At 47.0% G+C, this 14,364-nt stretch carries 12 protein-coding genes; 8 read left to right on the forward strand and 4 right to left on the reverse strand.

Annotated features, from left to right (window positions below):
* The first annotated feature begins 19 nt into the window (after window positions 1–19).
* The 7 genes from MKA69_RS17790 (at window position 20) to MKA69_RS17820 (ending at window position 9,023) form a co-directional block, all read left to right on the forward strand.
* Complete coding sequence (locus tag MKA69_RS17790; protein ID WP_305848600.1) at window positions 20–2,908, forward strand: HD domain-containing phosphohydrolase; 2,889 nt, start codon at window positions 20–22, stop codon at window positions 2,906–2,908.
* Window positions 2,909–3,254: 346 nt separating this feature from the next.
* Window positions 3,255–4,757 carry a glucose-6-phosphate dehydrogenase gene (gene zwf / locus MKA69_RS17795; protein ID WP_305848653.1) on the forward strand — a complete coding sequence of 501 codons (1,503 nt, stop codon included), beginning with the start codon at window positions 3,255–3,257 and terminating at the stop codon, window positions 4,755–4,757.
* A complete protein-coding gene (gene pgl, locus MKA69_RS17800; RefSeq protein ID WP_305848601.1) occupies window positions 4,754–5,470 on the forward strand; it encodes a 6-phosphogluconolactonase in 717 nt (238 codons plus the stop codon). Before zwf ends, pgl begins: the two co-directional genes overlap by 4 nt.
* Before the next feature lie 13 nt (window positions 5,471–5,483).
* Window positions 5,484–6,932, forward strand: coding sequence for a decarboxylating NADP(+)-dependent phosphogluconate dehydrogenase (gene gnd / locus MKA69_RS17805; protein WP_305848602.1), 1,449 nt, complete (start codon window positions 5,484–5,486; stop codon window positions 6,930–6,932).
* 152 nt (window positions 6,933–7,084) lie between these two features.
* Window positions 7,085–7,225, forward strand: a complete 141-nt coding sequence (locus tag MKA69_RS17810; RefSeq protein ID WP_000988285.1) for a hypothetical protein — start codon at window positions 7,085–7,087, stop codon at window positions 7,223–7,225.
* Between the two features lie 323 nt (window positions 7,226–7,548).
* A complete protein-coding gene (locus MKA69_RS17815) occupies window positions 7,549–8,412 on the forward strand; it encodes an MBL fold metallo-hydrolase (RefSeq protein WP_305848603.1) in 864 nt (287 codons plus the stop codon).
* Window positions 8,406–9,023 (forward strand): DsbA family protein, encoded by a 618-nt coding sequence (locus MKA69_RS17820; RefSeq protein WP_095456514.1) that lies wholly within the window; start codon window positions 8,406–8,408, stop codon window positions 9,021–9,023. Before MKA69_RS17815 ends, MKA69_RS17820 begins: the two co-directional genes overlap by 7 nt.
* Window positions 9,024–9,221: 198 nt before the next feature.
* On the opposite strand, the gene MKA69_RS17825 is transcribed toward MKA69_RS17820, so the two are convergent.
* From MKA69_RS17825 to MKA69_RS17835, 3 genes are all read right to left on the reverse strand, one after another.
* Entirely contained in the window at window positions 9,222–10,061 is an 840-nt protein-coding gene (locus MKA69_RS17825) for a DUF6279 family lipoprotein (protein WP_055035313.1), read from the reverse strand.
* A 134-nt stretch (window positions 10,062–10,195) separates the two neighbouring features.
* Entirely contained in the window at window positions 10,196–11,329 is a 1,134-nt protein-coding gene (locus MKA69_RS17830) for a glycerate kinase (RefSeq protein ID WP_305848604.1), read from the reverse strand.
* Between the two features lie 314 nt (window positions 11,330–11,643).
* The gene (locus MKA69_RS17835) at window positions 11,644–13,380 is read right to left on the reverse strand and encodes a methyl-accepting chemotaxis protein (protein WP_305848605.1); all 1,737 of its coding nucleotides are present in this window, start codon (window positions 13,378–13,380) and stop codon (window positions 11,644–11,646) included.
* Between the two features lie 182 nt (window positions 13,381–13,562).
* On the opposite strand from MKA69_RS17835, the gene MKA69_RS17840 reads away from it, so the two are divergent.
* Window positions 13,563–13,730: a hypothetical protein gene (locus MKA69_RS17840; protein ID WP_009355648.1), complete on the forward strand. Its 168-nt coding sequence runs from the start codon at window positions 13,563–13,565 to the stop codon at window positions 13,728–13,730.
* 29 nt (window positions 13,731–13,759) lie between these two features.
* On the opposite strand, the gene hutZ is transcribed toward MKA69_RS17840, so the two are convergent.
* On the reverse strand, window positions 13,760–14,290 hold the full coding sequence (gene hutZ, locus MKA69_RS17845; protein ID WP_055031437.1) for a heme utilization protein HutZ: 531 nt from the start codon (window positions 14,288–14,290) through the stop codon (window positions 13,760–13,762).
* Window positions 14,291–14,364 lie beyond the last annotated feature (74 nt).

Raw genomic sequence — 14,364 nt, forward strand, 5'->3', positions numbered from 1 at the left:
ATTTGGCTTAGGTAACATTATGAAAAAGCGTCGCTATTCTCTTTCTATTCACATCAGCAGCTTATTTTTTATTCTGATCTTGTTTATCGGCAGTGTGTTGATTGCCATCAGTTACCACAGTTCTCAGCAGCTTTTAGCCGGTAGTGCGAAAACCTTGGCGCATGAAAATAGCCAAAAACTCGAAACCGTGTTCACACAAAATGTGGCACCAATTTTGACCACGCTTGATTTTCTCGCCACCAGCACTTTTATCGAAAACACCACACCACCACTGCATGAGCTGCGCTGGTTAACATCGATCGTTCGCGCCTTTCAACAATCTGCGAATCTTAACGCGCTCTATTTTGCTAATGAAACTGGGCAGTTTTTTATGTTTCGACCGCTGCTCAGTCGGGCGGATCGCGTCACCTTCGCGGCACCAGATGATGCGGTATTGTGGATGAACTACAGCAATACTTCTGGCACAAATGATATCTATTTTCTCAATCAAGACATGAAGTTGGTGGGTCAATACAAAGAAGTCGCCCATTTTTTTGATCCAAGAGTACGCCCTTGGTATTTGAATGCGGAGAATGATGGCATTGTCCGACTCACCGAACCCTATCTGTTTTTTACCCTACAAACTTATGGCTTAACGCTGTCTCGTCGCTCGTTTAATGGTAAACAGGTCGTAGGTGCCGATTTAACCCTCAAAGCTCTCTCAAACGAACTGGGCAAACTTGGATTTTCCGACCACTCACAATTGATCTTGCTAGATCAACAGCTACGCCCATTGGCTGAGCATAATTCTGGGCTCAATTTACGCAACAAGCCGGAGCAAATTAAACAATCATTGCTCAATGGCGACACGCCCTTCGCGTCGGTCATGAATCGCATCAGTAGCCAACCCCAATACGACACACCCCATAGTCAAGGTAAAGATTGGGTGACCACGCTCACCCCAGTCAAACTCAATCAGCAACTCAATCTTTTTTTAGCGCAAGCCACCCCAAAAGAGGAGTTGTTGGCAGATTTAATCACTTTACGAAATCGACAAATCACCAGTGCCATTGTATTGCTGCTGCTTTGCTTCCCTGTGGTGATTTGGGTAGCAAAACGTCTCTCTAGCCCGATGCATAATCTTATTCAACTCACCGATAACATCGCGCGTTTCAACTTCAAAAAGACACGCTACCCGCAAACGTTAATTACTGAGGTGGGCAACTTAAGCCAATCCATCCAATTGATGGAACATGCGTTGCACGATTTGCTTCGTTTACTGCGCGAAACCACCAACAACCAAGATTTCTCTCAATTAGCTAAAACCATTGCTCACCAGAGTTATGTCATCACGAAAGCAGAAACGATTCTTCTGTATGTCCTTGATCAAGAAGGGCATGATTTTTCTGTCGCGGCCAACCATGCGATTATTCCATTTAAGATCGATATCAATCAGTTGCTCAATAGTAGCCCATGGCTTCTAGCCGAATTGCGTAAAGGGGAAACCATCCACCTCAATCGACAAGACAATATTCTGCGCGCTTATCTCGACCAGCTTTACAACTCTGATTTGTACTTTTTTCCGCTGCTCAACCGCGATCGCCAGTTAGTGGGTATTGTCTGTTTAGGTTATGAACGAGCGGTAGAAGAAGCTCAAATTGACAAGCACGCCTTTCTGCGTGAGCTACTCAGTTTTGCCGAAATAGCCAAAGACAACATTGATAAGATTCAACAGCAAAAAGAGATGCTGAAAGCGTTTGTTGAGTTGATAGCATCTGCGATTGATACCAAATCCCCCTATACTGGAGGCCATTGCCAACGCGTTCCGGAATTGACTCGCTTGTTAGCCGAAGCCGCTGCCAAAGATAAACGCTATTTCCCAGAATTTACGATGAATGCCGAGCAATGGGAGGAGTTAACACTCGCGGCTTGGCTACACGATTGCGGTAAAGTCACCACACCAGAATTTGTGGTCGACAAAGCCACCAAACTGGAAACGATTTATGATCGAATTCACGAAGTTCGTATGCGTTTTGAGCTTCTAAAAATGCAAGCCGAACGCGACTACTGGCAAACTTGCGCTCAAGGGGGAGACCGGATTCAAGCAGAGCAAGCATTGAAAGCTCAACATCAACAATTGGATGCAGAATTTGCTTTTGTTGCTCAATGCAATTTAGGCAGTGAAGGGATGAGTGATGCCGATATAGAACGACTTGAGCAGATTGCTCAGCGGCAATGGAAGCGGACATTAGACGATCAAATTGGTATCTCTTGGATTGAGAAATGTCGCGCAGCCCCCTCTTCCTCCTTGCCGGTATGGGAGCCCTTACTGGCCGATAAACTCGTACATCAATTCGAGTGGCCACAAGGCAAAACCCCGCAAGAGATGTGGCAGGAAGAATTTTGTCTCAAACCGCCCGCACTCCAATACAACCGAGGAGAGCTGCATAACCTGAAAGTCAAACGCGGTACACTCACCGCAGAAGATCGCTTTATGATTAATGATCATATTGTGCAAACCATTTTGATGCTGCAACGCCTCCCCTATCCAAAACATTTACAAGGCGTACCGGAAATTGCCGGCGGTCATCATGAACGCATGGATGGCCAAGGCTACCCCCGAGGCTTGGATGCCTCTCAGCTTTCTATTCCAGCTAGAGTTATGGCGATTGCCGATGTGTTTGAAGCCCTGACCTCCAGCGATCGTCCCTACAAAAAAGCCAAAAGCTTGCAAGAGTGCATTACCATCATGACCGATATGGCCACCAGCGGGCACATCGACCCTAAACTCTATCTGCTGTTTTTGCAGCACAACCTTCATCAAACTTACGCAGAGCAATTTCTTTCGGCGGAGCAGTATCAAAATAGCGTTGTCGATACTCAAGAGCATATTCAAAAAGTGCTGGCGTATTTGCGGGAAGATTACTAGAACATCACGGCAGAAAGGCGCATTGACGCCTTTCTCATTTTTCCTTTTAAAAACTGATGGTTAACATTTTAACGTGTCACAATTCAATCGATTGCGTTATCAATAGTTGATGTATGTCAAAGAGTCGTAGACAATACGCCCCCGAGTCGGGGATGAGTTTCGCTAGCACCAGTGCCTCCCCGCCGATTGATTTTTCCTATTAAACCTATAGGCAAGATCGGTTTTTGATTTGTGTATTGCGCTGCTAGGGTTGGCGCATGCTAACAATACCCAAAGGTTTTCCAGTGAGTATGGATATTGATTCACTGCAAAATCAAGGGAGTACCTCGTTTCTAAAGGAAAGATGATGGTAATACCTGAAAACAGCAGCATCGTAATTTTCGGTGCTTCGGGAGATTTGACGTACCGTAAGCTTATTCCTGCGTTGTATCACCTCTATGCCAGTCAACAGCTGCCAAAATCGTTTGCGATTTTGGGTGTGAGCCGTACTGAGTACAGTGATGAATCCTACCGCGAGAAGCTAAAGCGCTCTCTGCAAGAGCTGGAAAAAACCGAACCAACCGCTCTCGAAGCCTTTATGCAGCATGTGCATTATCAAGCGCTGAACACCGCCGAAGTGGCTGATTATCAGCACTTAGCGACCCGCCTTGATACACTGGCTAACGATTATCAGTTTGAGCAGCGTAATACGTTGTTCTATCTCGCGACACCACCAAGCTTGTATGGCGTGATCCCAGCTTGCCTTGCGGCACATGGCCTCAACGATGAGAGCCAAGGCTGGAAGCGTCTGATCATCGAAAAACCTTTTGGTTACGATCTGCAATCTGCACAAGATCTGGATGTGGAAATCCACCACCACTTCAAAGAGCATCAGATCTACCGTATCGACCACTACCTTGGTAAAGAAACCGTGCAAAACCTGCTGGTGTTCCGCTTTGCCAACGGCATGTTTGAGCCATTGTGGAATCGTAACTTTATTGATTACGTAGAAATCACAGGCGCAGAATTCCTAGGTGTGGAAGAGCGCGGCGGTTATTACGATGGTTCTGGTGCGGTACGCGACATGTTCCAAAACCACCTGCTGCAAGTGCTGGCGATGGTGGGCATGGAACCGCCTGCGGCGATCAACGCGGATTCCATTCGTAACGAAGTGAACAAGGTACTGCAAAGCCTACAACCACTTTCTGAATCTGATCTGCGCAACAATCTGGTGCTCGGTCAATACACCGAATCGGAAGTGCGTGGACAGTTTTTACCCAGCTACCGTAATGAGCCGGGCGTGGCCACTGATTCACGCACCGAAACTTACGTTGCGCTGAAGATGTTCATCAATAACTGGCGTTGGAATGGTGTGCCATTCTATGTGCGCAGCGGTAAACGTTTACCAACGCGTGTCACCGAAGTGGTCATTCACTTTAAGCGCACACCGCATCCTGTCTTTGGGCAAAATGCGCCAGAGAACAAGCTGATCATCCGTATTCAGCCTGATGAAGGCATTCTGATGAGCTTCGGTTTGAAAGAGCCGGGCGCAGGTTTCAAAGCCAAAGAAGTGTCGATGAATTTCCACTACGCCTCACTTGAGCAAATCAAAATGCTGACCGCTTATGAGCGTTTGCTGCTGGATGCGCTCAATGGTGACGCGACACTGTTTGCCCGTACTGATGCGGTAGAAGCTTGTTGGAAGTTTGTGCAGCCGATCCTTGATTTCAAACAAGATCCGCAATCGCTGTATGGCTACGCCTGTGGCACTTGGGGGCCGAAAGAGTCGGATGACTTGCTGCGCCGTGACGGCCGTGAGTGGCGCTTCCCTTGTAAAAACCTCACTAACACGGATTACTGCGAATTATGATCAACCATAAAATTTTCCCAACTGCGGATGCCGTGGTGAAAAGCCTTGCCGACGATATGTTGGTGTACAGCCAGCAAGGTCAGCCAGTACACATTTCCCTGTCTGGCGGCAGCACGCCAAAAATGCTGTTTAAGCTTTTGGCAAGCCAGCCTTACGCGAACGACATTCAGTGGCAAAACCTGCATTTCTGGTGGGGTGATGAGCGCTGTGTGGCACCGGATGACGCAGAAAGCAACTACGGTGAAGCTAATGCACTGCTGTTTAGCAAAATCAACATGCCAGCGCAGAACATTCACCGCATTCTGGGTGAAAACGAGCCACAAGCTGAAGCAGAACGTTTTGCTCAAGCGATGGCGCATGTGATCCCAACCGAAAACGGCACGCCTGTGTTTGATTGGATTCTACTCGGTGTCGGTGCCGATGGTCATACTGCATCCCTGTTCCCAGGGCAAACTGACTATGCAGACGCCAATCTTTCGGTGGTGGCAAGTCATCCGGTATCTGGGCAATTACGCGTTTCAAAAACCGCGAAAGTGCTGCAAGCCGCAAAACGCATCAGTTATCTCGTTCTTGGCGCAGGTAAAACCGAGATCGTAGAACAAATTCACACCACTCCAGCCGAGCAACTGCCTTATCCGGCAGCCAAAATTCACTCCACTTCCGGAGTGACCGAGTGGTACTTAGATTCAGACGCCGCAGCAAAGATTGCGTGAAGGAGAGCAATAAATGAAAGGTGATATCGGTGTAATCGGCCTTGCAGTCATGGGCCAAAACCTGATCCTCAACATGAACGACCACGGCTTCAACGTGGTGGCACACAACCGTACCGCGGCTAAAGTGGACGAGTTCCTAGAAGGCCCAGCCAAAGGCACTAACATTGTTGGCGCTTATACGCTGCAAGAGCTGGTCGATAAACTGGCGACACCACGTAAAGTGATGCTGATGGTTCGTGCAGGTCAAGTGGTTGATGACTTCATCGAGCAACTGGTTCCACTGCTCGACAAAGGCGACATCATCATTGATGGTGGTAACACCAACTTCCCTGATACTAACCGCCGTGTCAAAGCACTGCGTGAAAAAGGCATTCACTTCATCGGTACGGGTGTTTCTGGTGGTGAAGAAGGCGCACGTTTCGGACCTTCGATCATGCCGGGTGGCGCGCCTGAAGCATGGGAAGCGGTAAAACCGATTTTCCAAGGCATTTCGGCAAAAACTGACGCTGGTGAGCCTTGCTGTGACTGGGTTGGCAACGATGGTGCAGGTCACTTCGTGAAAATGGTTCACAACGGTATCGAATACGGTGACATGCAGCTGATCACTGAAGCGTACCAGTTCATGAAAGATGGTCTGGGAATGTCGGCCGATGAAATGCAAGCCGTGTTTGCTGACTGGAACAAAACTGAGCTAGACAGCTACTTGGTTGAGATCACCGCTGATATCCTTGGCTACAAAGATGAAGATGGTGAAGCACTGGTTGAAAAGATCCTCGATACTGCTGGCCAAAAAGGCACAGGTAAATGGACTGGCATCAACGCACTGGACATGGGTATCCCACTGACTCTGATCACGGAATCTGTGTTCTCTCGCTGCCTGTCTGCGCTGAAGGATCAACGTGTTGAAGCAGAAAAACTGTTTGGCAAAACTGAAACGCAAGTGGAAGGTGACAAACAAGTTTGGGTTGATGCACTGCGTCAAGCTCTGCTAGCTTCAAAAATCATCTCTTACGCACAAGGCTTTATGCTGATGCGTGAAGCATCAAACGAGAATGGTTGGAACCTGAACTACGGTAACGTGGCTCTTATGTGGCGTGGTGGTTGTATTATCCGCTCTGCGTTCCTAGGCAATATCCGTGATGCGTTTGAAAAGAACCCAGAACTGGCGTTCTTAGGTTCTGATGCGTACTTCAAAGGTATTCTGGACAACTGTCTGGCTGCATGGCGTAAAGTGGCAGCGAAGTCACTGGAAGTGGGCATTCCAATGCCATGTACGACTTCAGCACTGACCTTCCTTGATGGTTACACCACGGCTCGCCTACCAGCGAACCTGCTGCAAGCGCAGCGTGATTACTTTGGTGCGCACACTTATGAGCGTATCGATCGTCCGCGTGGTGAGTTCTTCCACACTAACTGGACGGGTACAGGCGGTAATACTGCGTCTACCACTTACGACGTGTAATCACCCCTAGTAGGAAAGCGTCATACTGATAAGGATGAAATTAGGGCTAGCTACTTCTTTCGTATCAGCCTATAATTTCGCCGTTCAGGGAGGATGTCGGTTTTGCCGACATCCTCTATTTTTTTCTGCACATTTCGCTTTTAAGAGAATCGATGATGACAATCAACAAGTACTATGTTTTGGTTCCACAGGCTTTGGAACAGTCAACACATAAGGACAGTGACGTTGCATCTGACATGGAAGCTCAGCGCCAACAAATGGTGAAAGAAGCACAAGAACAAGGCGGTTTGTAATTCAAGCCACCAGAAAAAAGCACCTTAGGGTGCTTTTTTTATCTCTATTTTCCGCAATATCCACAAAGAGCATATGGTAACTAGGCGGCACATGAATTCATTCCTATGCTCATAAATAGACGAGGTGATTGGAGTGAACGAACCTCGTCAACACCGCGGCAATTTCAATTAAGGATGAGATAGAAAGTAAACTAATCCTCAAGCCTTCCCATCAATTAGTTCAATCAATGAAACAATCCTGTTGCCAAGTCGCTATATATCCAACCCCATGCTTTGCTTAAACTCACCGCAACAAAACAAACGTCCCAACAACGGAGTCTTACATGAACACATTGACTAAACTACTTGCTGCTAGCATGACCTTATCAGCTCAAGCCATGGCTGCGACCCCACTGACTTTAAATGTCTACAACGCCGATGGTAACAGTTTCCATGTAAATGCAACCGTGGTGTATGGTGAAACCGAAGCGATGGTGGTGGATACTGGCTTTACCAAAGCAGATGCGCTGCGCATCGGCGCAAAAGTGCTGGATTCAGGTAAAACCTTAAAAACCATTTTCATTTCGCAAGCGGATCCAGACTACTACTTTGGTGCAGAAGTGTTAAAGCAGATGTTCCCGCAAGCAGAAGTGATTGCAACCCCAGGTGTGAAAGCGAAAATCGAACAGAAACTGCAAAGTAAGCTGGATTTCTGGGCACCGAAAATGGGCGCCAACGCGCCAGTGAAACCGGTTCTGCCAACCGCATATCAAGGCAAAACACTGGAAATTGATGGCCAAACTATCGAAATTCGTGGTACCGAAGGTGAGTTGAAACATCGTCCTTATTTGTGGATCCCAGCCAATGCAGCAATCTTGGGGAATGTGGCTGTGTACGGTAACGTTCATCTATGGATGGCCGATGCACAAACAGACAGTGAGCGCAAAGCGTGGGCTGAACAACTCGACGAGATGGCCGCGCTTAAGCCCAAAGTAGTCATTCCAGGGCATATGACTTCAGGTACGGCGATGGATAGCAGTGCAATTACGTTTTCACAACAGTATCTGGCTGATTTTGCTAAAGCGAAAGCCTCTAGCAAAAATAGTTCGCAACTGATTGAAAAGATGAGCAACATCTACCCAGATGCAGGTCTACCTATGGCGCTTGAAATTGGTGCGAAAGTGCATACTGGTGAAATGAAATGGTAAGGGTTCACTACATTTTTGACCCTATGTGTGGGTGGTGCTTCGGCGCCACCTCACTGATGGAAGCCTTAGCACAACATCCGACCGCTGAACTCGTTCTGCATCCGGGTGGCATGATGAACAATGCGCAAATCCGAGCAGACTTCCGAGCGCATATTTTACAAGCCGACCAACGCATTCAGCGTGAAACCGGCGCACAGTTTGGTGAGGCGTATTTAGAGCGCGTGCGCAGTAGTCAGCCTTTGGTGCTTGACTCTTACTTAACCGCTCAAGCCATCATGGCGACTCGGCTAGCGGGTAAGCAGGATTTTGATATGCTCAAAGCAATCCAGCGCGCCCACTACCAACAAGGGTTAGATGTTACACAAGCAGAAGTATTGCAGCAGTTAGCACAAGCACTGGAGATCGCACCTGAAGCATGGCAAAACGCTATGTTACAAGCGGCCACACAAGTGCAACACGAAGTTGCTCAAACTCAGAACTTAATGCAGCAGCTTGGCTTAGGTGGTTTTCCTTCACTCGCGATTGAAAAAAATAACGAGTGGTACACCTTAAGTCCAAGCCATTACTACGGCCGCCCACAAGAGTGGCAACAGTGGCTAAAAACGCTGTAAGACCAACATAAAAAACAGCCAACAACGTGATTGAATCAGACTGAATCAATCGGTTATTGGCTGTTTCTCTCTCTAGCGCCCACACTACAAGCTACTGACAACTCGTTCCATATCAAACAATTAGGCGTATCTCATGTAAAACGAGAAACCAATACTCGCTTGATTTGCGCTTTTCAACCGGAGGGTTCACACCTTTACTTAATTTGTCGCCAAAAGATCCAAACCGATTTCTTTCCAGTCTTGTAATTCCTGTCGGAAATGCTGCTCCTGCTTAGGTGAGCTAATGCGCAAAATATCCACCAAATACCGTTGAGCCAATTCACGGTTGTAGGCAAGCTTAGCTTTTAATATCGGGCTGTAATACGATTCTGAGTTCAACAGTAGTTGATCAAGGTGAGCCTGAAATTGTTCAGGTTGCTGACGTTTATCAAACAACGCTCGAATTTGTTCACGAAACGTCATCTGCACCACTACCCAATCACTGATCGTGGATTGAATATTAAGACTCCACGCCTTGACTACCTCTTTTTGCTCTGAAGTAAGCGGCCCCAACCATTCTTCCAAGTCCTCAGTGACTTTCTCTTGGTAAAATTCACGTAATTCTGAGTCATTCATATCACGGTATTTTTTCGCAAATTTTTCGTGTCTTTTCAAAACCGACTCCATGAACTGGTCGATTTGTTTTTCACTGAGCGTAACGGCGACTTGCGCTACGTTGGGAAGCACTTTTTTCACCAACTGTTCATAGTAAACACGAGCCCGCTCTTGGTGTTGAGCTATTTGCGCAACCGTCACCTCACGTAGCGGTAGGACCAATAATTCATCAACTTGCTTCACGTAGCTCGGTAGCGCTTCGGCTTTATGCCATTCAACAAGACTTGGCATCACCTCTTCTATCATCGTCTTTTGTTGTTCATTAAGATCCACAAAATCTTCGATGTAGTGAATCGCGAACCAATCGAGGTGATGATAAACAAACTTAGTACCACACCCAACTAACAGAGTGCAAAGTAGGAGTAGGCGAAGCCATTTTGACATAGGAGAGTCCTTTCTAAATCACTATTTTCGTTATACGTAACCACCTAAACAGGTGTTCAACATGGGATCAAGAAACTGAGAAAAGAATGGCTTAAGCCAGAAAAGAAAAAAACGACGTTTGTCTGCCTGCGAATTTATTGGGAGATCACCCACAATCTGGCGACATTTTCCGCCAAATCGACCAAGTTAACATCAGACTCAATGAGCGCCTCTTCTAGCGACATCGCTCTTGGCACCGCCGCAAAGATGGCATCGATACCACATTGATAGGCCGCTTGATAGTTATCCCCTGTACACCCACATAGCGCAATAACGGGAACACCAAACCGTTTCGCCACTTTGGCAACCCCCATTGGAGTCTTTCCCTGCACCGTTTGACTATCGATTCGCCCTTCTCCCGTGATCACTACATCGGCATCACAGACTTGATGGGCAAATTGTACGGTTTCCAAAACAATCTCAATTCCCGGACGTAACGTCGCATGCGTATAAGCAAGCAGCGCTGCGCCCATGCCACCGGCCGCGCCGGCACCTGCGCTATTTAACACCGCTTTACCCGTAACTTGTTCCGAGAGCAAGCCAAACCGTTGTAATGCATCATCCAATAATTGAACATCCTCTGGGCTGGCTCCTTTCTGCGGGCCAAACACCGCTGAAGCGCCTTTGGGGCCGCACAAAGGGTTATTTACATCACAAGCCACTAGCAAATCACAGTGCTGCAAACGAGGATCGAAATGGCTCAAGTCAACGTTGGACAATTCCCGTAAACCTCCGCCAGTCAGTTGAATCGGCGCCCCCTCAGCATTGGTAAATTGCGCACCGAGTGCAGCCAGCATTCCAACCCCACCATCATTGGTAGCACTACCGCCTAATCCAATAATCAGTTTAGTGATGCCTTGATCCAGCGCGTGAACCATCAGTTCGCCTGTGCCAAAACTGGTGGTTAGTTTAGGATCGCGCTGCGTGATGGGTACATGATGCAAACCACTTGCCGCCGCCATTTCGATCACCGCAGTCTGGTTATCTCCCAATATCCCGTAGAAAGCGTCCACTCGCTTACCTTGTGGCCCCATCACGTTGACATCCACGATGCGTCCTTGTGTGGCATCCACCAGTGATTGCACTGTTCCTTCACCACCATCCGCAACGGGAATTGCAACAAACTTGGCGTCATTCCACACGCGTGCAAGACCCGCCTGAATCGCATCACACACCTGTTTTGCGGTTAGGCTTTCTTTAAAGGAATCTGGGGCGATCACCACTTTCATATCACGCACTCCTTATCGTTGATGGCTGTTTAAGCGTAGAACATAAATGGTTGCTATCGCCGATATACCTTAAAGCGAAAGTGCCATCATCAAGCACTGCCAGTGAATAGCGGCATCGGTTAAAAAAGCGAACCGACCCAACTCGGCGGCTGAAATCCTCGCGCTCGGCTAGCCATCCGATGACTAATAACCACGGTTTGTTGCCCACTTATAAGCCGTTTGACGTGTATTGATCATTCCTTACGCTGATTTTTGTGATGGTCACAAAAAAAATGCCTTCGTATACGAAGGCATTTCTAGCTTACAGGGCTGATTTAGGTGCGGATATGCGCTATCGCGCTATTGAGATCATCAACGTTATGTTGCAAATCCACCACCACTGGGCCAAGTTGTTTGATGGCAAGATTCATTTCACCTGACAATGTTTTGATCGTACTGAGGTTACTTGAAATCTCATCACTGACCGCCAACTGCTCTTCCGTTGCCGCTGCAATTGAGGTATTCAGTTTGTGGATCTCTTTTGCGGAGCCTTGAATCGCGACGAGAGAATCATTGGCGACGCCCATGTTTCCTCGGGTTGATTGCATTTTATCCGCACTGACACGAATGGTTTTGGTCGACATTTCTGCTTTTTCTTGCAGCATTGAAATCATGGTTTCGATTTCACCTGTCGACTCTTGTGTCCGTTGCGCCAAAGAACGTACTTCATCAGCCACCACCGCAAAACCTCGGCCTTGCTCACCCGCACGAGCCGCTTCAATCGCCGCGTTGAGTGCCAGTAGGTTAGTTTGTTCAGCTATCGCTTTAATCACATCCAACACATTGCCCACGTTATTCGATTCGGTCGCCAATTGTTGAATGATTTCGGATGTTTTCTGGAATTCGCCATCTAGGTCCGCAAATTCTCGAATGGTTTTCTCAAACACTTGTTTGCTGTTGTTCGCTTCTTTCTCGGCGCTGCCTGCGTATTCTTCCGCCATATTGGTACTTTGTGAAACACTGGAGAGAGCTGAAGTCATCTCTTCCATTGCTGTTGCCGCCATCTCCAACTCTTGATCTTGTTGGCTCGCCATTTTCACGTTTTGATCAGTAATACGGCGAATCGTGTCTGAGATAGAAGAAATGGTGTGGTTCACTTGGTTAATCTTATTAATGGTGGTGCCGTAACTCGTCAACACTTTGTTGATCGTACGCCCAATCACACCAAGCTCATCATCACTTTTATCTTCAACACGCAGAGTGAGATCTGAGTTGTCGTCTACTTTTTGTAGAATCAGTGCCATGCGATCTACGGGGGCAACAATCTTACGATTGACGATGGCGTAACCCACAATTGCAATAATCGCGACAAGGATCAAAGAGATGTTACCAACGAGTACCGCATTTTTTACCTGCTCCGCTGCTTGGTTAAATTGCTGCGCGGTTCGATTTTCAAGTTCTTCAAAAAAACGGTCAATCGGTGCCATGATTTTGGCTTTTTCACGGTGGTATTCATCACTGTGCAGTAATTGAATCGCCATATTTTTATCGGGTTCACCTTTCACCGTGTAATTGCCACTGGCATCTGGAAACAGGCCTTTTACCGCATTCATGGCTTTGACTTCCATATTCACCAAAGCATCCGAGTTATTTTGCGCTTCTTTAAGCAATGCAAACTCTTTATCGGTGAAACCAAGATCTTTCATCATTTGTTGCAGAGCGATCGTATTACCATCTGGCTTGGGTTTCTGGTCATATTGCAGCACCAAATCCCAATAAATCGTGTGATAGTTTTCCGGGCGAGGCTTTTTCCCGTTACGAATGTCGAGAATATCCATATACATTTTTTCGTATTTGTCATCGCCAGTGACCACATATGTACGCCCAAGACGAGTCAAATCATCTGAGCTTTGACGCAATTCATCAGCCGCTTGGTAGGATTGATAACGAATTTGCGCGAGTCGATCCGCATCTTTCTCAAGGCTATCAAGTTGAAACACGGTCACCATACTCACCGCAATGCCAATTCCTATGGCGGCGAAAACAAGTTTCATGGTCGTATTAATCTTCATGGAAGTTCCTTCTAGGGAAAAAATACATTTTGGTCATTTATAATGACATTTTTATTGTTACTTTCAGCTTAGAAGATGTACAGCAAACTTGTAGGCGAATTACGCTTTTTTTCTATGGATATTGAGCAAGCCAATCCTGAGCGCTAATCAGACAACAGTTCTTGGGTGAAAGAGGATTGAAAATGACAATTTTATGCGCAGATGGTCACATTATTTCTATTCAAAAAGCGGGGAACGATTTTAGCGCAGCGTCATTTGACGGATTGGCAGCCGAAGTTAAGCGGCTGATTTTTCAACCGCTCAATCATGATTTATCTTTAGAATTACGCCACAAATACGCCTTAGGTTAAACCGGCATACTTACACCCCATTTTGAAGTTTAAGCGTTAGAGATTTTACGATGGCCTTCTTGTAGATGGATGAAATCAACCAGATCATCACCTGAAACTTGGTAAGCTTGACCGAAACCTTTCACGAACAAACCTTGTTCCGGCTGTAAGCGGAAAAGAATGAAATCTTGTAGCTGACTTAACCCATCAATGATCTCACCGAAACGGTCGCCCATCTGCGCAACCACTTGGCACCATAATTCGCTATCACGAGCAACAATGCTTGCAACGGCATCGAAAGTGAGGCGTTTACGCGCGAAAAGCTGCTTCGCTTCCGATTCATCTTCAATCATCATGATAGAGACTTGTGGATTCACCTCAAGATTACGCGCATGACGAGCAATTTGTGAAATCAGCACAAAATACCCTTCTTGGTTTTGCACAAAAGGGGCATAACTAACATTCGGGCGACCTTGTGCATCCACAGTGGCCAGTTGCAGCGTTTTACGCTCTTGACGAAACTCTTTAATTTCTGGCTCTAGGCGTCCTTGAAGACGCTCTTGTTTAACTTGCTGATCCATTTACTTTCTCCTCAACGATATTTTTATTCGAGTTATTCTCAAAACAGTTTGAAAGCCGCGCCTAACCTATAGCC

Origin of the sequence: Vibrio sp. AH4, assembly GCF_030710545.1 — a bacterium.
Taxonomy (GTDB): domain Bacteria; phylum Pseudomonadota; class Gammaproteobacteria; order Enterobacterales; family Vibrionaceae; genus Vibrio; species Vibrio metoecus.